At 68.9% G+C, this 21,595-nt stretch carries 18 protein-coding genes; 15 read left to right on the top strand and 3 right to left on the bottom strand.

Features of this window, described 5'->3' with window-relative positions; genetic code table 11:
• Position 1: 1 nt before the first annotated feature.
• A complete protein-coding gene (locus tag ACNJ7E_RS09505; RefSeq protein WP_280780479.1) occupies positions 2-1,159 on the bottom strand; it encodes a dihydrodipicolinate synthase family protein in 1,158 nt (385 codons plus the stop codon).
• A gap of 118 nt (positions 1,160-1,277) precedes the next feature.
• Here ACNJ7E_RS09505 and ACNJ7E_RS09500 point away from each other — a divergent pair, with 118 nt between their 5' ends.
• From ACNJ7E_RS09500 to ACNJ7E_RS09480, 5 genes are read left to right on the top strand one after another with little or no spacing between them, the layout of a single operon-like run.
• Positions 1,278-2,840 (top strand): CoA-transferase, encoded by a 1,563-nt coding sequence (locus tag ACNJ7E_RS09500; protein ID WP_418339693.1) that lies wholly within the window; start codon positions 1,278-1,280, stop codon positions 2,838-2,840.
• Positions 2,841-2,850: 10 nt separating this feature from the next.
• Positions 2,851-4,020 (top strand): acyl-CoA dehydrogenase family protein, encoded by a 1,170-nt coding sequence (locus tag ACNJ7E_RS09495; protein WP_418339692.1) that lies wholly within the window; start codon positions 2,851-2,853, stop codon positions 4,018-4,020.
• Complete coding sequence (locus ACNJ7E_RS09490) at positions 4,017-4,775, top strand: SDR family NAD(P)-dependent oxidoreductase (protein WP_418339691.1); 759 nt, start codon at positions 4,017-4,019, stop codon at positions 4,773-4,775. The genes ACNJ7E_RS09495 and ACNJ7E_RS09490 overlap by 4 nt, the downstream gene beginning before the upstream one ends.
• Complete coding sequence (locus ACNJ7E_RS09485) at positions 4,772-5,599, top strand: aldo/keto reductase (RefSeq protein WP_418339690.1); 828 nt, start codon at positions 4,772-4,774, stop codon at positions 5,597-5,599. The genes ACNJ7E_RS09490 and ACNJ7E_RS09485 overlap by 4 nt, the downstream gene beginning before the upstream one ends.
• A complete protein-coding gene (locus ACNJ7E_RS09480) occupies positions 5,586-6,710 on the top strand; it encodes a glycerate kinase family protein (RefSeq protein ID WP_280780474.1) in 1,125 nt (374 codons plus the stop codon). The genes ACNJ7E_RS09485 and ACNJ7E_RS09480 overlap by 14 nt, the downstream gene beginning before the upstream one ends.
• Positions 6,711-6,718: 8 nt before the next feature.
• Here ACNJ7E_RS09480 and ACNJ7E_RS09475 read toward each other — a convergent pair whose 3' ends face one another.
• Complete coding sequence (locus ACNJ7E_RS09475) at positions 6,719-6,901, bottom strand: hypothetical protein (protein WP_418339689.1); 183 nt, start codon at positions 6,899-6,901, stop codon at positions 6,719-6,721.
• Between ACNJ7E_RS09475 and ACNJ7E_RS09470 the strand changes: the two genes are divergently transcribed.
• The 9 genes from ACNJ7E_RS09470 to ACNJ7E_RS09430 are packed head-to-tail and all read left to right on the top strand — an operon-like array spanning position 6,900 to position 17,344.
• Complete coding sequence (locus ACNJ7E_RS09470) at positions 6,900-7,940, top strand: sugar ABC transporter substrate-binding protein (protein WP_378468424.1); 1,041 nt, start codon at positions 6,900-6,902, stop codon at positions 7,938-7,940. The two genes, ACNJ7E_RS09475 and ACNJ7E_RS09470, sit on opposite strands and share 2 nt — an antisense overlap.
• Before the next feature lie 47 nt (positions 7,941-7,987).
• Positions 7,988-9,019 carry an ABC transporter permease gene (locus ACNJ7E_RS09465; RefSeq protein ID WP_418339688.1) on the top strand — a complete coding sequence of 344 codons (1,032 nt, stop codon included), beginning with the start codon at positions 7,988-7,990 and terminating at the stop codon, positions 9,017-9,019.
• Positions 9,016-10,533 carry a sugar ABC transporter ATP-binding protein gene (locus tag ACNJ7E_RS09460; protein ID WP_418339687.1) on the top strand — a complete coding sequence of 506 codons (1,518 nt, stop codon included), beginning with the start codon at positions 9,016-9,018 and terminating at the stop codon, positions 10,531-10,533. The genes ACNJ7E_RS09465 and ACNJ7E_RS09460 overlap by 4 nt, the downstream gene beginning before the upstream one ends.
• A 44-nt stretch (positions 10,534-10,577) precedes the next feature.
• Positions 10,578-11,555, top strand: a complete 978-nt coding sequence (locus tag ACNJ7E_RS09455; protein WP_418339686.1) for an ABC transporter permease — start codon at positions 10,578-10,580, stop codon at positions 11,553-11,555.
• A 34-nt stretch (positions 11,556-11,589) separates the two neighbouring features.
• Entirely contained in the window at positions 11,590-12,708 is a 1,119-nt protein-coding gene (locus ACNJ7E_RS09450; RefSeq protein WP_418339685.1) for a Zn-dependent alcohol dehydrogenase, read from the top strand.
• Between the two features lie 16 nt (positions 12,709-12,724).
• Positions 12,725-14,236 (top strand): aldehyde dehydrogenase family protein, encoded by a 1,512-nt coding sequence (locus tag ACNJ7E_RS09445; protein WP_418339684.1) that lies wholly within the window; start codon positions 12,725-12,727, stop codon positions 14,234-14,236.
• A complete protein-coding gene (locus ACNJ7E_RS09440; protein ID WP_418339683.1) occupies positions 14,233-15,843 on the top strand; it encodes a GMC family oxidoreductase in 1,611 nt (536 codons plus the stop codon). The genes ACNJ7E_RS09445 and ACNJ7E_RS09440 overlap by 4 nt, the downstream gene beginning before the upstream one ends.
• Positions 15,840-16,331, top strand: a complete 492-nt coding sequence (locus ACNJ7E_RS09435; protein ID WP_280780466.1) for a hypothetical protein — start codon at positions 15,840-15,842, stop codon at positions 16,329-16,331. Before ACNJ7E_RS09440 ends, ACNJ7E_RS09435 begins: the two co-directional genes overlap by 4 nt.
• Positions 16,328-17,344, top strand: coding sequence for an aldo/keto reductase (locus tag ACNJ7E_RS09430; RefSeq protein WP_418339682.1), 1,017 nt, complete (start codon positions 16,328-16,330; stop codon positions 17,342-17,344). The genes ACNJ7E_RS09435 and ACNJ7E_RS09430 overlap by 4 nt, the downstream gene beginning before the upstream one ends.
• Before the next feature lie 7 nt (positions 17,345-17,351).
• Here the strand turns inward: ACNJ7E_RS09430 and ACNJ7E_RS09425 are convergent, their stop codons facing one another.
• Complete coding sequence (locus tag ACNJ7E_RS09425; RefSeq protein ID WP_283333811.1) at positions 17,352-20,849, bottom strand: serine/threonine-protein kinase; 3,498 nt, start codon at positions 20,847-20,849, stop codon at positions 17,352-17,354.
• Between the two features lie 69 nt (positions 20,850-20,918).
• Here ACNJ7E_RS09425 and ACNJ7E_RS09420 point away from each other — a divergent pair, with 69 nt between their 5' ends.
• Positions 20,919-21,590: a cyclase family protein gene (locus ACNJ7E_RS09420; protein ID WP_280780463.1), complete on the top strand. Its 672-nt coding sequence runs from the start codon at positions 20,919-20,921 to the stop codon at positions 21,588-21,590.
• The last annotated feature ends 5 nt before the right edge of the window (positions 21,591-21,595 follow it).

The following is a 21,595-nucleotide window of genomic DNA, read 5'->3' as shown; positions in this document are numbered from 1 at the left end:
GTCAGCGGATTCCGTGCACAGCGAAGTATGCCGAGGCCCGTGCGGCGGTGAAGTCGGGATCGGTGAACAGGCCGATCGCGTCGGCCGCGCGGATCAGTGCGGCCAGATGGGTGAGGCTGCGGCCGGTTTCGAAGCCGCCGATCATCCGGAAGTGGTCCTGCTTGCCGTTCAGGTACGCCAACCACGCGACGCCGACCTTGTAGTACTGCGTCGGGGCGGCGAACAGGAGTCGGCTCAGGGTTTCTGTGGGGCCCAGGATGTTCCGGAACCCCTGCTCGTCGCCGTCGTCCAGCCGGGCGAACGCGGCGGAGGCGAACGGGCCGAGCGCGGCGAACGCACCCAGCAGGGCGTCGCTGGTGTGGGTGCCGTCGCCGGCGATCAGGTCGACGTAGTTGTAGTCGTCGCCGGTGAACACCCGAACGTCGTCGGGCATCCGGTTGCGCAGGGCGATCTCGAGCGCGGGGTCGAGCAGGGAGACCTTGATGCCGCGTACGCGCTCGTGATGTGTGGTGATGATCTGCAGGACGGTGTCCATCGCGGCAACCGGCTCCGAGAAGCCCCAGTACCCGTCGAGGGCGGGGTCGAACACCGAGCCCAGCCAATGGAGGACGACCGGGCGGGTGGCCGCCGACAGCACCGCGTCGTACACGGCGAGGTAGTCGTCGGGGCCGGTGGCGGCGCGGGCGAGGTGCCGACTCGCCATCAGCACCACCTCGCCGCCGGCGGACTCGATCGCCTCGACCTGCTCGAGGTAGGCGTCGCGGATCTCGTCGAGCGTGGGGGTGTCGGTCTTCAGTTGATCGGTGGCCACGCCCACGACAACCTTCCCGCCGACCGCATTCGCGTCGGTGAGCGTGCGGACGGCGAGTTCCCGGGCACCGGCCCAGTCGAGCCCCATGCCGCGCTGGGCGGTGTCCATCGACTCGGCCACCCCGAGCCCCAGCGACCACAGGTCGCGGCGCAGTTGCAGGGTGGCGTCCCAGTCGATCTGATCCGCGGCATTCTCCGCGGACGCCCGTAGCGGATCGGCCACCACGTGCGAGGCCGCGTACACCGCCCTGCTGCTCGGCGGCGTGGACCGGGTGTCCAGCCGGGCGGGTGCGTTCAACGCGAGAGTCGTGGGCGAACCGTGGCGATCGGGCAGCAGGATCGAAGCCATGAAATCTCCTGTAATCGTTTTCTTGATGTTGTGCAGCTCACAATATACTGTGTCAATCACCGAGGTCCATAGCGTTAATGGGCCGATTGGCAGAATGTAAGCATTTACAGGAGCGGATATGACACAGCCTGGAACGGGTGCCGCCTCGAGGCGCTGGACACTGACCACCGCGACACGAGCCGTGAGCGACATCGCGCCAGGAGCGACCATCGCCCTCACCGGTTCGGGCGGCGGGATCCTCGAACCGGACACCGTCCTGAAGGCACTGGAGGAGTGCTTCCTCGCGACCGGATCGCCGAGGGAACTCACGATCGTGCACGCCCTCGGCATCGGCGACCGGGTGAGCCGCGGAACCAACCACCTCGCGCACAAGGGCATGGTCAAGCGGGTCATCGGCGGGCACTGGACGTGGTCGCCGACCATGATCGACCTCGTTCGCAACGACGAGATCGAGGCGTACGCGTGGCCCGGCGGCGCGATCAGTCAGCTGCTGCGGGAGATCGGTGCGCGCCGGCCGGGCCTCATCACCGCGACCGGTCTCGACACCTTCGTCGACCCACGGCACGGCGGGGGCAAGTTCACGCCGTCCGCCACCGAGGACCTCGTCGAACTCCTGACTCTGGACGGCCGCGAGTACCTGCGCTACAAGCCGTTTCCCGTCGACGTGGCCATCGTCCGCGGCGATTCCATCGACCCGTCCGGGAACGTCACGTGCTCGGGCGAGGCGGCCCAGCTCGACGCGCTGGCCGTCGCTCAGGCGGCGAAGGCGAGCGGCGGCCGGGTCATCGTGCAGGTGAAGAACCTGCTGGACCGGCCGATCGATCCGCGGCTCGTGCACATCCCGGCGGTCCTGGTGGACGACGTCGTCCACGCGCCGACCCAATGGCAGACGTACGCGGGCGAATTCGACCCGGAACTCTCCGGCGACGCGGCGAACTCCGGTTTCGGTGCCACGAACCACGACCCGATCCGCATGCTGATCGCCCGGCGGGCCGCCGCCGAGGTCCGGGACGGTGACGTCCTGAACGTCGGTTTCGGGGTGTCCGCGCTGGTCGTGGACGCGCTCGCCGAACAGGATCGGCTGGACGACATCACCCTGGCCATCGAGCAGGGGCTGATCGACGGCATCCCCGTCTCCGGCGATCTGTTCGGGGCCGCGCGAGGACCGAAGGTCGTGCATTCGTCGACCACCCAGTTCGACTTGTTCTCGGGCGGAATGCTCGACGTCAGCTGCCTCGGCATGGCCGAGGTCGACTCCACCGGCGCCGTCAACGTCAGCAAGATCGGCGGCGGAATCGTCGGACCGGGCGGGTTCATCGACATCTCCCAGAACTCGCCGCGCGCCGTGTTCTGCGGAACGTTCACCGCCCGCGGCCTGGACGTCGAGATCGTCGGAGGAGAACTGGTGATCCGGCGCGAAGGCTCGGTGCCGAAGTTCGTCGACCGTGTCGATCAGGTCACCTACTCCGGTGCTCTCGCCGTCCGCGAGGGACGTGAGGCGGTCTATGTCACCGAACGCGCCATCTTCGCCCTCACCCGGGACGGCCTCGAACTCGTCGAGATCGCACCCGGCATCGACATCGATCGGGACATTCTGCCGCACATGGGATTCCGTCCGATCATCACGAACCCACGCCTGATGGACGCGGGGTTGTTCGCCCCCGTCGCCGTACACATCTGAGGAGAACTACATGTCAACCGGAAACAGCGTCATTCCCTCGTCGGTGCTCGGCGCCGACGAACGCAAGCTCGTCGGCGAGTTCGTCGACGAACGGATCCGTCCGGTCGCCACCGAACTGGACGAGACCGAACGATTCCCCGAAGAGATCTACCGGGAGATGGGCAAGATCGGGCTCTTCGGCATCACCGTGCCCGAGAAGTTCGGTGGCTTCGGCGGCACCGCCCTCGACTACCTGTTCGTCATGGAGTCCCTGTCCTACGGGTACGCGTCGGTGGCCGACCAGTGCGGCCTCGTGGAGATCCTCGGCAGCCTGCTCGGCAACTACGGCACACCCGAGCAGCAGGAGCAGTACCTGCGCCCGATGCTCTCCGCCGAGAAGCGCTGCGCCTACGCGCTCACCGAGCCGGGATCCGGATCCGACCTCGGATCGATCACCACACGGGCGGTGCGGGACGGCGACGGCTGGGTGCTCACCGGTGAGAAGATCTACATCCACAACGCCCCCGTCGCGGACTTCGCGGTCGTCCTCGCCGTCACCGACCCCGAACTGGGGAAGCGCGGCGGCATCTCCGTCTTCCTGGTGGACGTCGACCAGCCCGGCGTCAGCCGGGCCTACCACGAACACAAGATGGGCCAGCGGGCCTCGCAGGTCGGCGGGCTGGTGTTCGACTCCGTCCCACTGTCGGCCGACGCCCTCCTCGGCGAGGAAGGCAAGGCGTTCGGTTACATGATGAAGGTGCTGGCCAAGGGCCGTCTCGGCATCTCGGGCCTGAGCCTCGGCATCAGCCGCGCCGCGCTGGACGCCGCCACCCGGCAGTCCCTCGACCGCAGCCAGTTCGGCAAGCCGATCTCCGCCAACCAGGGCATCTCCTTCTCCCTCGCCACCGTCGCCACCGAACTGCGGGCCGGCACCGCGCTGTCGGTCGAGGCGGCGCGGGCGCTCGACACGGGCGCGGCGGACGCCGAGACGCTCTGCTCGATGGCCAAGCTCTACGCGTCCGAGGGATGCGTGCGCCACGCCGACGCCGCCGTGCAGGTGTTCGGCGGCAACGGCTTCATCCGCGGATACGAGGTCGAGCGCCTCTACCGCGACGCCCGCATCACGAAGATCTACGAAGGCACCAGCGAAATGCAGCGGCTCATCATCAGCCGGGCAGTACTGAAGGGAGCCGCGGCATGAGCAGCGTTGCACAACCCACCAACTCGGTCGATCTGTCGGGGAAGACCGCCATCGTGACCGGTGCGGCAGGCGGCATCGGTTCGGCGATCGCCCGCGCCCTCGCCCGCAGCGGAGCACTCGTGGTCGCGGCGGACGCCGACCCGAAGGTCACCGACGTCGCCGCGGAGTTCGGCGGGCACGGCCTCTGCGGCGACCTCACCGACCCCGAGTTCGGTGCGCGCGCCGTCGACCTTGCCCAGCAGCTGTCGGGGCGCCTCGACATCCTGATCAACGCGGCCGGGATCCAGTTGCGGACTACGGCGATCGACGTGGACGAGGACGGGTGGGAACGCCTCCTCGACGTCAACCTGTCGGCGGCCTACCGGCTGACGAGGCAGGCGGCAAAGTCGCTCGTCGACGCCCGCGGCAGCATCGTGAACATCGCGTCGCTGTCCGCGGATCGCGCTGTCCCCGGCATCGTTCCCTACGGTGCGACGAAGGCCGCACTGACGCAGCTCGGCAAGGGACTGGCCGTGGAACTCGGCCCCCACGGCGTGCGCGTCAACACCGTGTCGCCGGGCTACATCGAAACCCCGATGACAGCGGACGTGCTGGGGCAGGAAGGCTTCCGCGCCCAGAAGCTGAGCCGTATCCCGTTGCAACGGTTCGCCGACGGCGACGACGTCGCGGACGTCGTGCTGTTCCTGGTCTCCGATGCCGCGCGGTACGTCACCGGGGTGGTCCTGCCCGTCGACGGCGGGTACTCGATCACATGACGAGCCTGGCGACCGTTCCCTCGGTCACGTTGAACAACGACATCACGATGCCCGCGCTCGGGTTCGGCCTCTTCACGATCCCCGACGAGGACATGGGTTCCACGGTGTCGCACGCGCTGTCCGCCGGCTACCGCGCGTTCGACACGGCCCCGATGTACGGCAACGAGGCCTCTCTCGGCGCGGCGCTGGCCCGGGCTGACGTCGATCGGGACGAGATCTTCGTGACCACCAAGATCTCCAACGAGGACCAGGGTTACCAGCGGACACTGGACGCGTTCGAGGCGAGTGCGGCGAAACTCGGCCGCATCGACCTGTGCCTGATCCACTGGCCGGCACCGAGCCGCGGACAGTACCTGGAGACGTGGCGGGCACTCGAAAAGCTGTACTACGACGGACGGGTGCGGGCGATCGGCGTGTCGAACTTCCAGTCCGAACAGCTCGAGCGGCTCGCGGAGATCGCGACGATCACCCCGGCGGTCAATCAGATCGAACTGCACCCGCTGCTCACGCAGTCCGCGCTGACGGATCTGCACCGGTCGATGGGCGTCCGCACCCAGGCGTGGGCGCCGCTGGCGAGGGGGCACCTGAACGACCACGCACTCCTGGCGGCGCTCGCCGCCCGGCACCGTGTGTCGGTCGCGCAGATCGTGCTCCGCTGGCATTTGCAGATCGGGACGATTCCACTGCCCAAATCTTTTGCGGTGCACAGGATTCGGCAGAACGTGAATGTGTTCGACTTCCGGCTGTCCGCCGCGGAGATGGACGCGATTTCCGCTCTGAATCGCGATCAGCGCACGGGACCCCACCCCGATGACGTCGACTGACGCCGGCTCGATGCGGGTGGCGGTCGCCCCGGATTCGTTCAAGGGCTCACTGACCGCGACGGAGGTGGCGGCGGCTCTGGCAGCCGGCTGGTCGACGGTCCGGCCGAACGACGAGCTGGTCCTGCTCCCGCAGGCGGACGGCGGCGAAGGCACGGTGGACGCCGTCGCGTCCTGCCACGACACCGGCGTGTGGCGTGAGGTGCCGGGGGTTCGAGGCCCCGACGGACGTCCGGCGACCGGACGCTGGCTGCTGCTCCGGGACGGCACGGCGGTGGTCGAGCTGGCCCAGATGAGTGGGCTGCCGCTGATGGACTCGCCGGATCCAGGGGGAGCGTCGACGACCGGTCTGGGACAGGTGATCGCCGCCGCACTGGCGGACGGCGCGAAGGCACTGCTGGTCGGACTCGGCGGTTCCGCGTCCACCGACGGCGGTGCGGGCGCCCTGCGGGCGCTCGGCGCGAAGCTCCTGGACCGCGACGGCCGCGAGATCCCCGACGGGGGCGACGGCCTGGCCGCTCTCGACTCGATCGACGTTGGCTCGCTGATCGAGCCCCCACCCGGCGGCGTCGAACTGCTGACGGACACGACGGCCGTCCTGTGCGGCCCACAGGGGGCGGCGCACGTCTTCGGGCCGCAGAAGGGTGCCGACCCCGCGGAGCGCGACCGCCTCGATCGCGCGCTCGCGACGTTCGCCGCCTGCCTCGGCGCACGACTGCCGTGCAGTCCCGACGAACCCGGCGCGGGAGCGGCGGGAGGCACTGGATTCGGACTGTCGGCCTGGGGCGGCCGGCTGGTGCCGGGCGCCGCCCGCATCGCGGACCTCACCGGGCTGAGCGCCGAGTTCGGCCGCGCCGACGTCGTGGTCACCGGTGAAGGTCAATTCGATGCGACGTCGCTGTCCGGCAAACTCGTCGGTTCCGTGCTGGAACGGTGCGCGGAGACCGCGACCCGATCGGTGGTCGTCGCAGGCCGCCTCGCGGCGGCGCCACCCGGCATCGGGATCTCACTGTCCGACCTGGCGGGGAGCTCCGAATCGGCACTCGCCGCACCCGCGATGTGGTGCCGGGTGGCCGGAGCGGTCGCCGCCGCCCGGCTCACCAGCATTTTGTAACCGATTTCTCACCTGTCCGGTCGATCCGGATGACTCTTGACCACACCATGCAGTGCTTGACTTGTGACGCCGATCACGGTAAGAAAGCGTTTACATTCTTTTTCAGGAAGTGGACGAACGATGACACGGACGCAACGATCAATCAGGGCGGCAGCCCGGGCCGTCGGCGTTGCCGCGGCAGTCTCCGTCATGGCGAGCTCCGCCATCGCCTGCTCGACGGGATCGGAACAGATCGAGCGGGACGGGGCTGCCGTCGACCGGGGCGACATGGTGATGGTCTCCGAGGTCCGGTCGCTGACCAACCCGTACGAGGCCGCGTGGGTGCAGGGCAGCCGCGCGTACGCCGAATCGCTGGGGATCGAACTGAAGGTGATCGTCTACGGCGGCGACTCGCAGAACGCGCTGTCGCAGTTGCAGTCGGTGCTCGCGGCAGGCAAGACCGTCCTGCTCAACATCAACCCGAACACGAGCGCCGACACCCCCGCGATCGTGCGCGCCGTGCAGAACAGTGGTGGCTGCGCGGTCACCCAGTGGAGCAAGCCCGCGGACCTCCACCCCTGGGACGTCGGGAACGGATGGGCGTCCTACGTCGCCTACGACGGCGTCCAACAGGGGGCCGACACGGGCAAAGCCCTCGTCGATTCGCTCGGCGGCACCGGCGGCGTGATCGCGCTGCAGGGTTTGCTCGCCAACGAGATCAGCCAGACCCGGTTCCAGGGGTTCCAGCAGGCCATGGACGGACAGTCCGGGGTCACCCTGCTCGACGACCAGCCTGCCGACTTCGACCGCAACAAGGCCTACACCACCACGCAGACCCTCCTCAACAAGTACGGCGACCAGGTGAACGGCATTTGGGCCGCAACGGATTCCATGGCACTGGGCGCCCTCCAGGCGGTCCGCGAGGCGGGCCGCGCGGGTGAGATCAAGATCGCCAGCGCCGCGGACGCCACCCCGGAAGGCCTGGACGCCATCGCCAACGGGGAACTGGTCTCCACCTACACGACCGACCCCTACTTCAACGGGGCGATGGGACTCGCCATCTGCTACCAGGCCATGGCCGGTGCACTCGACGTCGAGTCGCTGCCCCGGGAGAACCGCGAGTTCTTCGTCGACCAGTCGCTGATCACCGCGGCCAACGTCGACCAGTTCCTCGCAGTGCCGAGTGACGAGGAGATCGTGCGGTCCGTGCAGGATCCGTTCTCCCGCATCACCGGCCCGGTGGCCCGATAACCCCCGCTCACGATTCACGAACCACACAATCTTCCGAAGGAGTGACGATGTCGACGACTGAAGTGACCGGGGAGGTGACGACCCCCGCAGAACCCGTTGCGCCCGTGCGCAGCACACGACCACGCGTGCGCCGGTTGCTCTCCACCGCCGGCCCGCTCGCCGCCCTGCTGGGACTGTGCGCCGTCTTCGCCGCGCTGGCTCCCGGCTTCGCGACGGCGAGCAACGCGATGGCGATCGTGGAGCAGGCCGCGATTCCCGTGGTCCTCGCAATGGGCGCCACGCTGGTTGTCCTGGTGGGCGGCGTGGACCTGTCGATCGAGGGCGTGATGGCGGCCAGCGGGCTGACGTTCGTCCTGCTCGCGGCGAACAGCGTCAACGGCAACGACCTGGGACTTCTCGCGGTCCTGCTGGCGCTGGGGGTCGGTCTGCTCTTCGGAGTGGTCAACGGCGTGCTGCACGTCGTCGTCCGGGTGCCGTCCTTCCTCGTCACCCTGGGGACCTGGTTCGTCGGGCTCGGTGCCGCCACCGTGCTCTTCGGCACCGCCACCCCACAGCTCGCGGACCCGTCTCTCGCGGCCTGGGCAGGCGGCCACTGGCTCGGGCTTCCCGTCGTCGTGGTGTTCGCGCTCGCCGCCGTGGCCGTGACAGTGCTGCTGTGCAAGGGAACCCGGCTCGGCATGCACACCTACGCCATCGGCGGCGACGAGGCGACCAGCCGCCTGGCGGGCGTCCCGGTCGGGCGCACCAAGATCATCCTGTTCGCCGTGGCCGGACTGCTGTCCGGGCTCGGCGGCGTGCTGGCCACCATCCGGCTCGGCGTCGGCGACGTGAGCGTCGGATCGGGAAGCCTCTTCCTCACCCTGTCCGCGGTGGTCGTCGGCGGCACCCTCCTGAGCGGCGGTCGCGGCGGACCCCTGCATTCCCTGGTGGGTGTGCTGCTCCTCGTGGTCCTCGGCAACGGACTTCTCCTGTCGGGCGCCAGCCCGTACATCCAGCAGGGCGCGCAGGGTCTCATCATCGTGGTCGCGGTGATCGCCACCGGGTGGCCCGCCCGCAGTCGATTGAGGGTCGTGAAATGACATCTCTCCTGGAACTCCGCAATGTCACGAAGAAATTCGGACCCAACACCGTCCTCGACGACGTGAGCCTGTCCATCGCTCCGAACGAGGTCGTGGGGCTGATCGGCGAGAACGGCGCTGGAAAGTCGACGCTGCTCAAGATCCTCGCGGGAGTCCACCGCCAGGACGGCGGCCGGATGGTGCTGGGCGGGCGCGACGTGAGCTTCGGAAGCCCGGCCGACGCCGCCGACCACGGGATCGGGGTGGTGCATCAGGAGCAGTCGCTGCTGCCGAACCTCACCGTCGGCCAGAACCTGATCCTCGGACACGAGGGCGACACCGCCCGCGCCGGGTTCCTCCGCCGACGGAAGATCAGGGCCCGCGCCCAGGAAATGTTGTCGGTGGTGGAGTCGACGGTCGACCCGGGCGCCCTGACCGAGACGCTGGGGTTCGCCCAGCGCCAGATGGTGGAGGTGGCTCGGGCCGTCGGCGGCAGGCAGGTGGAACACCCGCCGCTGCTCATCCTCGACGAACCGACGTCGGTGCTCGAACCCGAGGACGTCGAGGTGCTCCATCGCCGGGTCGCCGCCCTCAAGGAACGCGGTTCCGTCATCTTCGTCTCCCACCGTCTCGACGAGGTCCTCCGCTTCTCCGACCGCGTGTACGTGCTGCGCGACGGCAAGGTGGTCGGTGAGCGGATCGCCTCGGCGGCAACCGAATCCGAGCTGTACCAGCTGATGATAGGCAAGGGCGCGGCCGAGGAGATCTACTCGTCGGAGCGCAAGCAGGCCGTTCCCCGGACGGGCACGCCGACTCTGTCGGTCCGCAACCTCACCTGCGGCGGCAAGGCGAAGGACGTGTCGCTGAACGTCCACGCCGGCGAGATCGTGTCGGTGGTGGGCGTGGTCGACTCCGGGCGCGAGGAGGTGGCCCGCGCCGTCTTCGGCGCCGTCCCCATCGACTCCGGAACCGTCGAGATCGACGGACAGCGGTCGGCCCCCGGATCACCCGCGGACGCCGTGCGGTCCGGTGTCGCATACGTTCCCGCCGAGCGTCGCGTCGAAGGCATGATCGCGGGCGCGACCGTCGCGCAGAACATCGCGACGGTGCATCCGGTGAAGGCCGGCGGTGGCCGGATCTCCTCGGGTGCCCGGGTGGAGGAGACCGCCCGCGGCTGGATCGAGAAACTCGGCATCCGGCCCGCGGACCCCGACGCCGACATCGCGCGACTGTCGGGCGGCAACCAGCAGAAGGCCGTGGTGGCCAAGTGGATCCTGGGCGACGGCCTGAAGGTACTGGTTCTCGACCACCCCACCCGCGGCCTCGACATCGGCGCGAAAGAAGACCTCTACGCCGTCTTCCGGGACCTCTCCGACAGGGGAGTGGCGATTCTGGTGATCGCCGACACCCTGGACGAGGCGATCGGCCTCGGCCACCGCGTGATCGTGATGCGGGACGGCGAGATCACCGGCGCGTTCGACTCGCCGCCCGGAAACCCGCCCAGCAAACTCCAACTCCTCGAGAAGATGATGTGATCGCCGTGGCAACAAGAACTTCCATCGAGAGGACTTCCGCCGAGATGCGCGCACCCGAGGGTGCGGCGCAGGCGGTGTCCCGGACCACGCGGGACCGGTTGCGGCTGGCAGGCCCGTCGGTCGTGCTGGTCGCGCTCGTTCTGCTCGTCGCTCTCGCCGAACCGAACTTCCTGTCGATGAACGCCCTCGCGGTGGTCTCGGCGCAGGCGGTCCCGATTCTGCTGCTCGGGCTGGGCCAGATGTTCGTCATCCTCACCGGCGGCATCGACCTGTCGGTGGCGGCGCTGGCGTCGCTCGCCACGGTGATCCTGGCGACGGTGATCGGCTCCCTCGGACCGCTCGCCGTCGTCGTCACCCTCGTGGCGCTCACTCTGATCGGTGCGCTGACCGGTCTGCTTATCGTGTTCGGGCAGGTCCCGTCGTTCGTCGTCTCGCTCGGGGCGCTGGGGTTCTGGGGTGCGGTCGCGCTCGTGGCATCCGGGTCGACCACCATCTACATCAGCGAAGGCTACGACGCGATCTTCTGGCTCAGTTCATGGACGATGCTCGGTCTCCCCATGGCGGTGTGGGCCGGTGTGGCGGCGGTGGCCGCGGTATTCTGCGCGATGCGGTTCTCGCCGCGGGGCAACGTCTTTCACCTCGTCGGACTGGGGGAGAAGGCCGCGATGATGAGCGGCGTCCGAACCCGGGTCGTCCGGATCGGAGCATTCGCCCTGTCCGGATTCTTCGCGGGCGCAGCGGGTGTCGTATTGTCGGCCCAGCAGCAGAGCGCCGCACCGCAACTCGCGGATTCGCTGCTCCTACCTGCCATCGCGGCCGTGCTGGTCGGCGGCTGTGCCATCACCGGTGGAATCGGCGGAGCTTGGCGGGTGCTCGTCGGCGCCCTGGTGGTCACCGTTCTCCGGGTCGGCGGCTCGGTGGCCGGCATCGACCCCAGTTTCCAGCAGATCGTGTACGGCGCGGTCGTCATCGTCGCGGTCGCCGTGACCCTCGACCGCAGCCGGCTCTCGATCATCAAGTAAGACTCTGTGTCAGTGTGAGATTCGAAGGAGAACGATGAGTACGACGGCACGCGGTGCGGTGATTTCCGAAGTGGGCGGCAAGTGGGAGGTCGACGACCTCGTCCTCGCGGGGCCCGGTCCCGGCGAGGTGCGGATCAAGGTGATGGCGTCCGGACTGTGCCACTCCGACGATCACCTCGTCACCGGTGACATCCCCAATACGCTGCCGCTGGTCGGCGGACACGAGGGTGCCGGTGTGATCGATGCGGTCGGGCCCGGTGTCACCCGGCTCGCCGTCGGCGATCACGTCGCCACCGCCTACCTCCCGGCCTGCGGAACTTGCGCCTGGTGCGCGCAGGGGATGCAATATATCTGCGACACGGGGGCCGGTATGGAGGCTGGTTTCATGCTCGACGGAACGGCGCGGTTCGCCACGCAGTCAGGGCGGCCGATCGGCGCCATGCAGCGCCTCGGCACGTTCGCGAACTACCTCGTCACCTCGCAGGCCCAGGCCGTCAAGATCGACGACGGCATCCCGTTCGACGTGGCCTGCCTCGTCTCGTGCGGGGTCGCCACCGGGTGGGGTTCCGCCGTGAACGGTGCGGGTGTCCGTCCCCGGGACACGACGCTGGTCGTCGGGGTCGGCGGTGTGGGCATCAATGCGGTGCAGGGTGCCCACCACGCCGGTGCCGCGCACGTCGTCGCGGTCGATCCGGTCGCGTTCAAACGCGAACGAGCACTCGAACTCGGTGCCACCCACGCGTACGCGTCGATCGACGAGGCCATGCCGTTCGTCCGCTCGGTCACCAACGGGCAGGGCGCCGACAGCGCCGTCGTCACCGTCGGCGTGGTGGACGGACAACTGATCGCCGACGCGTTCGGCGCCGTCCGCAAGGAGGGAACCGTCGCCGTCGTGTCGATCGGCCAGAACGGACCCGGGATCCCGATCAGCCCGCTCGAACTGGTGGTCTACGCCAAGCATCTGCGCGGAGTCCTGTTCGGCAACTGCAACCCGACCCGGGACATCCCGGCCCTGCTGGACTACTACAAGTCGGGACGACTGAAGCTGGACGAACTGATCACCCGGCGCTACAGCCTGGACCAGGTCAACGACGCATACGTGGACATGCACGCGGGGCTCAACCTGCGTGGTGTCCTGATCCACGAACACTGACGAGGAACTGCCAAAGATGTCGACAGTCGAAGCAACACAGATCCGCAGCTACGGACACTTCATCGGCGGGCGCAGCGTGCCCCCGTCGGAGAACATCATCGAACGGGTCAGCCCGGCCGACGGCCGCGTCGTCGCCACGTTCACCGCGGGCACCCGCGCCGACGCGGCCCTGGCCGTCGCGGTCGCGCGGGAGGCCTTCGACGACGGCGAGTGGCCGCACTGGACCGCGATGGAACGCGGCCGGGCGCTGCTGCGCTGCGCGGGGCTGATGCGCGAACACGAGGAACGTCTCGCCCGGATCGACGCGGAGGAGTCGGGCAAACCGATCACTCTGGCCCGCGGCGACGTCGGGGCGAGCATCGAGTTGTTCGAGTACGCCGCGGCGCTGGCCATGACGATGCACGGTGAGGCCCACACGGCGCTCGGCGACGACTGCACCGCCATGGTGGTCCGGGAGCCCGCCGGCGTGGTGGGCATGATCATCCCGTGGAACTTCCCGCTGCTCCTGCTCGCGCAGAAGTTGCCGTTCGCGCTCGGCGCGGGCTGCACGGCGGTGGTGAAGCCGTCCGAGTTCACGTCCGGCACCGCCGTCGAGCTGGCCCGGTTGCTCACCGAGGCCGGGGTCCCCGACGGCGTGGTGAACGTGGTGACGGGCGCGGGGGCCGAGGTCGGTGCCCCGCTCGCGGAGAGCAGCCTGGTCGACATCCTGTCGTTCACCGGGAGCACCGCCACCGGCAAGCGCATCGTGGAGGCCTCGGCGGGCAGCGTCAAACGACTGTCGATGGAACTGGGCGGCAAGGCCGCCAGCGTGGTGTTCGACGACGCCGACCTCGACGACGCACTCGACGGCGTCCTGTTCGGGGTGTTCTTCAATCAGGGTGAGTGCTGCGTGTCGGGTGCCCGGCTCCTGGTCCAGGACTCGATCGCGGACGCGTTCCTCGCCCGCCTCGTCGACGCCGCCGCGCGCATCACGGTGGGCGGACCGCTCGACGACGCGAGCGAACTGGGACCGATGATCGACGCCGGCCACCTCGAGAAGGTGCTCGGGCACATCGACGCGGCGCGGCGGGACGGCGCGACCGTCCTGACCGGCGGTGACCGGCTGGGCGGCGAGACCTGGGGGAGCGGGCATTTCGTCGCTCCCACGATCCTCGACGGCGTGGCCGAGGAGTCCGCCGCCTTCCAGGAGGAGATCTTCGGTCCCGTGCTCACCGTCACCCGGTTCAGCGACGTCGACCACGCCATCCGGCTCGCCAACGCCACGGAATACGGACTTGCCGGGTCGATCTGGACCAAGAACATCGACAAGGCGCTGCGGGTGGCGAAGGAGATGCGCAGCGGCCGCGTGTGGGTGAACACCACCATCGACGGCGCCCCGCAGCTGCCTGCCGGCGGCATGAAGCAGAGCGGGTTCGGCCGCGAGATGGGGCAGGCCGGCTTCGACGAGTTCACCGACGTCAAGACCATTCAGATCCGCACCGGACCGCGCAAGCGTGTGTTCCCGAACTGGACCGGAGGCAACCGATGAGTGCCACCTACGACTACGTCATCGCGGGCGGCGGCACCGCGGGCTGCGTGCTGGCCGGACGGCTGACCGAGGATCCGACGGTCCGGGTCCTCCTGCTCGAGGCCGGCGGCAACGACCGGCATCCGTTCATCCACGTGCCCGCAGGATTCGCGAAACTCACCGCGAGCAAGTACGACTGGGGCTTCTCGAGCGTCCCCCAGAAACACTGCAACGACCGGGTCATCCCCCTCGCCCAGGGCAAGGTCATCGGCGGTGGCGGCTCGATCAACGCCCAGGTGTTCACCCGCGGCGCGCACGAGGACTACGACGAGTGGGCACTGAAGTACGGCTGCGCGGGATGGTCGTTCGAGGAGATCCAGAAGTACTTCCTCCGGTCCGAGGACAACGAACGACTGTCGGCGCCGTACCACGGCACCGACGGGCCGCTCGGCGTCTCCGATCCCGTCAATCCTCAACCGCTGTCGAAGTCGTTCGTCCAGGCGGGTCAGGAATTCGGGCTGCCGTTCAACGGCGACTTCAACGGTGAGCACCAGTACGGTGTCGGCCTCTACCAGACGACCACGAAGAACGCCCGCCGGTGCAGCGCCGCGGTCGCGTACCTCGCACCCGCCAGGAAGCGGCCCAACCTGACGGTGCGGGAGAACGTCGCTGTGTCGCGGGTTCTGCTCGACGGCGGACGCGCCACCGGGATCGAGGTGCTGACCCCGCACGGTGTGGAGACGTTCCGCGCGTCCCGCGAGGTGCTGGTTGCGGCGGGCGCGTTCGGATCGCCCAAGATCCTGCAACTGTCGGGGATCGGTCATCCCGACGACCTTCGCGACGCGAATGTCGAGGTGGCCCATGCCCTTCCCGGTGTCGGCCGGAACCTGCACGACCACTGCGATCTCGACGTCATCTACGAACTCCGTGAATACCAGAGCCTCGACCGACTGAACCTGATGCGTCCGGCCACGGCGAAGGCGGGACTCGAGTACGCGGCCTTCCGGCGGGGCCCGTTGGCGTCGACCGTCGTCGAGGCCGGTGGGTTCAGTTTCGGGCACGCGGGGGAGTCGATTCCGGATCTGCAGTTCCACTTCCTGCCCGCCGCCGGCGTCGAGGCCGGTGTCGCCGCGGTCCGTCCCGGCTACGGCTGCACCCTGAACTCGTACTCACTGCGGCCGGAGAGCCGCGGCTCGGTGAAGATCAGGTCGAACGATCCCACCGCCCAGCCGCTGATCGACCCGAACTTCCTCGCCACCGACTTCGACCTGGAGTCGAGCATCGAGGGGCTCCGGCAGAGCCGCGAGATCATGGCGCAGTCGTCGATGGCGCGGCACATCAAGGCGGAACATCTGGCCGGTGGTCTGTCGGTGAACACGAAGGACGACTACGTGAAGTTCGTTCGCGCGTACGGCCGCACCTCGTACCACCCGGTCGGCACGTGCGCGATGGGTGTCGGCGACGACGCCGTGGTCTCACCGGAATTGAAGGTGATGGGCATCGAGGGTCTGCGGGTGGTCGACTCGTCCGTCATGCCGCGCATCGTCAGTTCCAACACCCAGGCTCCCACGGTGATGATCGCCGAGAAGGCGATCGATCTGATCCGTGGGGTAAGGATGACCGGATGACCAATTTTTCCGGACTGACCGAGGACGTGGCTCGGGAGGCCGTCGAGCTGGCTCGGCCGTCGATCGAGAACCTCTCCCACGGATCTCCGGGGCATCTCGTCGTGCTCCGGCCAGGCGTCGCCCCCACCGCCGACGCGGAGTTGCCCGTCGTCTTCCGCTGTAGCTGGGGTGAGAAGAAGGACTGGGCCGGGCCGTACGACGCGATTGCCGAGTCGAAAGCGCGGATCAGCTGGACCACCGGCCTGCCGTCGCACGCCGTTCAGCAACTGCATCCCTACCTGTACCAGCACGGTTGGACCAAGTGGGGTGGCAGCGCGGTGGGCGAGGGCGGGCTGGTCGTGGCGTACAGCGGCGACAAGTGGTTCCACGACCAGTTCTATTCGGAGCTGGTCGTCGCGGCGATCACGGTCGTGTGCCTTCGCGAGATGGACGCCGTGATGCGCGACCCGAGCACCCTGTTCCTCGGCAACGGAAGCGAGAATCCATGAAGGTGAACGACACTCGGACGTTCGGGCGCGCAGGGTTCGACGTGACCCTGCTCGGCTACGGCGGTGCGCCCATCGGCAACATCTTCCGGCCGGTCCCCGAGGCGGAGGCGCAGGCGCAGATCGCCGAGGCGTGGGACATGGGGGTGCGTTCGTTCGACACCGCACCCATGTACGGGCACGGGCTGTCCGAGCACCGAGTGGGCCATGCACTGCTGACGAGGGACCGCGACGACTACGTGTTGTCCACGAAGGTGGGGCGCACGCTGACGCCCGCGCGCCGTGGGTCGTTCGACACCGGAATCTGGGTGAACACCCCGCCGTTCCGGGCCGACTTCGACTACTCGTACGACGCTGTCCTGCGGCAGGTGGAGGACAGCCTGCAGCGCATGTGCCAGGACAGATTCGACATCCTCTACGTGCACGACGTCGACCGGTACACGCACGGCGACGCCCAGCCCGCGCGGTTCGCGGAAGCGCTCGAGGGTGCGTTCCCCGCGCTGATCCGGTTACGGGAGGAGGGCGTGGTCCGGGCGATCGGCGTCGGGGTCAACGAGGCCGACGTCTGCGTCGACGCCCTCGAACACGTCGATCTCGACTGCATCCTCCTCGCGGGGAGATACACACTGCTCGAGCAGGATCCGGTGAAGGACCTGCTGCCGCTCGCGGTGGAGCGCGACGTCGCGATCGTCCTCGGCGGTGTGTTCAATTCGGGCATCCTGGCCACCGGCGCGGTGCCCGGCGCCAAGTTCAACTACCAGCCCGCATCCGAAGCGGTGCTGAGCCGGGTGCGCGACATCGAGACGTTCTGCGAGCGTCATCGGGTTCCGTTGGCGGCCGCTTCGATTCAGTTCGCGGCCGCGCATCCCGCGGTGCGGGAACTTCTGCTGGGCGCACGGAATTGCGAGCAGCTGCGCCAGAACGCGGCCTGGCTCGAACACCCGATCCCGGCCGAATTCTGGGATGACCTGCGCGCCGCGGGACTGATCCTGGAGGAGGCGCCCACGCCGTCCTGACAGCGGGTCACATCGTGTACGGAGCGGTCGCGTTCTGTAGCTCCTCGAGAAAGTCGGAGGGCACCGTCGCCCAGTCCGGCCGCCACTCTCCCGCCAGCTGATCTGCGCGGAGATCCGCGACCAGAGCTACGACGAAGGGTCCGCCGTCGGGAAGCACGCGGTGGAGTCCACGTGCCGCGCAGATCGAGGCGATGGAGGCGAGGGCCTGCTTCGCCTCCTCGTCGCGGCCCGCGGCGGCGAGGCACGCCACCCGGAGGCGCTCGGCCAGCAGGTAGGCGCGGTTGCGGCCGGTGCCGGCCAGCCGATCGGTCCACTCCTGAGCCCAGGTGCACGCCAGCTCGATGTTCTCGCGTGCCCCGGTGGCGAGCAGCATCCGGATCGCGGTGGTCTCCTCGACCTGCGCGACGATCTCGTCGATGCCCGACACCGGGCGCCGCCGGTCGTCGTGCCGGATCGGGTCCGGCGCCCCCAGTGAGGGATGCGGGGTGATGCCGAGCCGCCGGCGTTCGTTCTCGATGCGGGCCCGCAGGCGGGCGAGGGAGTAGGTCTGGGCCACCTCGAGTCCGGCGTGCAGGCGTGTCGTCGCCTCCTCACGGTCACCCCGGAGCGCCTTGACGTGAGCGCCGGTGACGAAGCGGGCGACCTTGAAGTCCACCCCACCGGTCTCGACGGCGAGGGTGTAACCGTCGTCGAGGAGACGTTCGGCTTCTTCGACGTCCCCGCGTTCGTAGAGCACCTCACCGAGCAGCGACCCCGCGAGCCGGGCGGACGGCGCTCGCGGCCCGCCCAGTTTCCGTCCGGCTCGGCGGGCCCGCCGGAAACGGTCGACGGCGTCGTCGACGTCGAGCTGCTCGTAGGATGCGACACCCAGATAGCTCTGACCGTGAACGACGTTGTGCGGTCCGGTGTTCCGCTCGTAGTAGGGCCGGGCCACCTCCTGGATCCTGCGCACCTCCGCGAAGTCGAAGCGGTACACGGCGGCGAACGTCGTGACGTTGAAAGCGGCGCACACCACCCACGGGGACATGGCCTCCGGCCGCGCCAGGCAGTCGGCGGCGAGTTCGTCGATCCGGTCGCTGCGGTCGTTGCGCAGTTCGGCCACCGCACGGACGACGCCCGCCTCCGCCCGCAGATCCGCCGTGTCGCTCGCGCTCGCGCCGCTGTGTTCGAGTGCCCATTCGGCTCGCTCGAGCGCGCGTTCGGCGGCCATGGTCCGGTTCGCCATCGCGTGCGCCCACGCCGTCGTGACCTGCAGCCGGGCGCTCGCGGCGACGAGAGCCGGTGGCAGCTTGTCGACCACCGCCGACAACGTCGCCGCCTGGGACTGCTCGAGCAGTATCAGTCCGTCGGCCTCGACGAGTTCCACGGCGCGCTGCTCTTCGCCGCCGGCGATGGCGTGGTCGACGGCCTCGCGGAGCAGGCTGTGGTCGCAGAACCAGCGGGACGCGATGCGGTGCAGTTCCCGGACGCGGTCGGGTTGGTCGCGTTCGAGCCGGCGGCGCAGGAACTCCGCGAACAGGGTGTGGTACCGGAACCACGTCCGCTCGTCGTCGATGTGGCGCAGGAACAGGTCCCGGTCCTCGGCGGCCTCGAGCATCGCCTGCCCACGGGCGGTGTGCGCGAGGGCGCCGGCGAGGCTGCCGCACGTGCGCTCGGTGATCGAGGTGGCCAGCAGGAAGTCGAGCATCTCGGGTTCGAGGGTGTCGAGGACGTTCTCGGCGAGAAATTCGCCGATCGCGTGGTGACGGCCGGACAGTCCGGCGATCAGCTCGGAGGGGTCCGCTCGCCCGCGCAGTGAAAGCGACGCCAGTTGGAGAGCCGCCACCCATCCGTCGGTGGAGTCGCGGAGCTCGGTGACGTCCTCACTGTCGAGGGGCAGGCCACCGAGGTCGACGAGGAACGATCGGGCTTCGGAATCGTCGAAACGCAGTTCGGAGTAGTCGATTTCGACGAGTTCGTCCTTGACGCGCATGCGGCTCATCGGCAGCCCGGCCCTGGTTCGGCTCGTCACCACGACCTGCAGGTGGTGGCAGCCGTTGTCGAGGAGGAACTCCAGGGCGGCGATCGTCGCGGGCTCGGACACGCGCTGCCAGTCGTCGATGATCAGGGCGATCCGTTCGCCGCTCTCGTGGATCTGGTTGACGAGCGAGGTGAGCACGTAGCGTTCGGCCTCGTCGTCGTGCTCCTCGAGGACCTGGCCGAGTTCCTTGGCCAGGTTGGGACGCACGCGGCGGATCGCCTCGATGAGGTGCGCGACGAACCAGACCACGTTGTCGTCGTCGTTGTCGACGGTGAGCCACGCGACGGCCACCCCCTCGTCGGCGAGGACGTTCCGCCACTGGGCGGCCAGAGTGCTCTTGCCGAATCCGGTGGGGCCGTGGATCACGGTCAGCAGGCGCCGGCGTCCGGCCCGCAGCAGGTCGATCAGCCGGTTCCGCTCGACGAGCTGGCGGGTCGCGGCGGGCGGCCGGAACCGGGTGGCCGGCGCGGGCGGTGGCGTCGACGCGTAGCGCGCCCGTCCCGTCGTGGACGTCCGGAACGGACCGGAGATGGTCGAGACCGCCCCGGGCGAGGAATCCTCGACGTGGTGCACCCCGGCGTCGACGGGCATCGCCATCTCGTCCACAGCCAATCCGTGGTGGCGTTCGACCTCCCGCAGTTCGTCCCCGAATGCGGCGGCGGACGCGGGGCGATCCTCCGGTTTACCGGACATCGCCCGCTGGATCACGGCGCTGAGGTCCTCGGGGAAACCCTCGGTCCGCAGGTCCGGGACGGGTTGGGTGGTGATGCGCAGGAACTGCGCGATCACCTCCTCGCCGTTGTGCCGTTCGAAAGCCGCGTGCCCGGTGATCGCGCTGAACAGGGTCGCACCGAGGCTGTACACGTCGGAGGCGGCGGTCGGGGTCCGCCCCGACAGCACCTCGGGTGCGGTAAATGCGGGGGAGCCGGTGACGGTGCCCGCAGTCGTCTCGAACGCCCCCGACATCCGCGCGATCCCGAAATCGGTGAGCTGCGGTTCGCCGTACTCCGTCAGCAGGATGTTTCCCGGTTTGACGTCCCGGTGCAGGATGCCCACCCGGTGCGCGGTTTCGAGCGCACCGGCAAGTTTCACCCCGACCCGCAGGGCGTCGCTCCAGGGGATGGGCCCGCGCCTGCGGATCTGCGCGTCCAGCGAATCGTGGGGATGGAACTGCATCACGATGTACGGCCGGCCGGTGTCGGTCGTCCCGACCTGCATGATGTTGACGATGTGCGGGTGGCCGCTCAGCCGGCCCATGGCGCGCTGCTCCCGCAGGAACCGTTCGAGGTTCTCGGCATCGAGTGCCGCGGTGAGGACCTTGACCGCCACGGTTCGATCGAGTTCCGGTTGGGCACACCGATAGACCACCCCGAACCCACCGTGCCCGATCTCCCTGGCGTCCTCGAGACCGACCGCGGACAGCTCGGTTGCGAGTGTTTTCGACACCGACTCACGCTGGGTGGCGAGCGGGTCAAAATCGGTCATTCCACCACCTCTTCGCTCGTCATCGAGCATATCGCGGTACGCGTGACCCCGAGGCCGGACAATCGAGCGATGCCACACGTGCGGAAAATCGTGGATCTGTCACACACGATCGGGCCGGGGATGCAGGTGTATCCCGGCGACCCGGTGCCGACGCTGATCCGGCACTGCACTCTCGAACGCGACGGCTACAACGTGCTGGACGTCAGGATCGGTTCGCAGTCCGGGACTCATGTCGACGCCCCGGCGCATCTGAAGGCGGGGGCCGCGACCGTCGACCGGCTGGCACCGGAGCTGTTCGTCGGCCGCGGCGTCGTGTTCGACCTGCGCGAGCTCGTTGCGCGGCAGCGGATTACCCGCGAACTGATCATGTCCCGGGCGGGCGACGTCGGGCCGGGCGACATCGCCGTGTTCCATACCGGGTGGTCTCGCCACTACGGAACGGATGCCTACTACACACATCCATTCCTCGACCCCGAGGCGTGCGCACTGCTGCTCGACCGGGGAGTGCGGACGTTCTGCCTCGACGCCCCGAGCATCGACGAGACTCCGGACGAGGACCACGCCGACGCCGGATACCCGGTTCACCATCTGATCGCCGACGCCGGCGGAGTGATCGGCGAGAATCTGTGCCGGCTCGACCGGATCGACTTCCCCGACCCGCTCCTCAGCCTCCTGCCGATCGCCCTGGAGGCCGGGGACGGAGCGCCCACCCGGGCAGTGGCGATGGAGCTTGCGGAGTAGTCGCG

It is taken from the genome of Rhodococcus mengyinensis, from assembly GCF_048381435.1.
GTDB classification, from domain to species: domain Bacteria; phylum Actinomycetota; class Actinomycetes; order Mycobacteriales; family Mycobacteriaceae; genus Rhodococcus_F; species Rhodococcus_F opacus_D.
The sequence above is the reverse complement of the archived record's forward strand: the minus strand, read 5'-3'. Positions and strand labels throughout refer to the sequence as shown.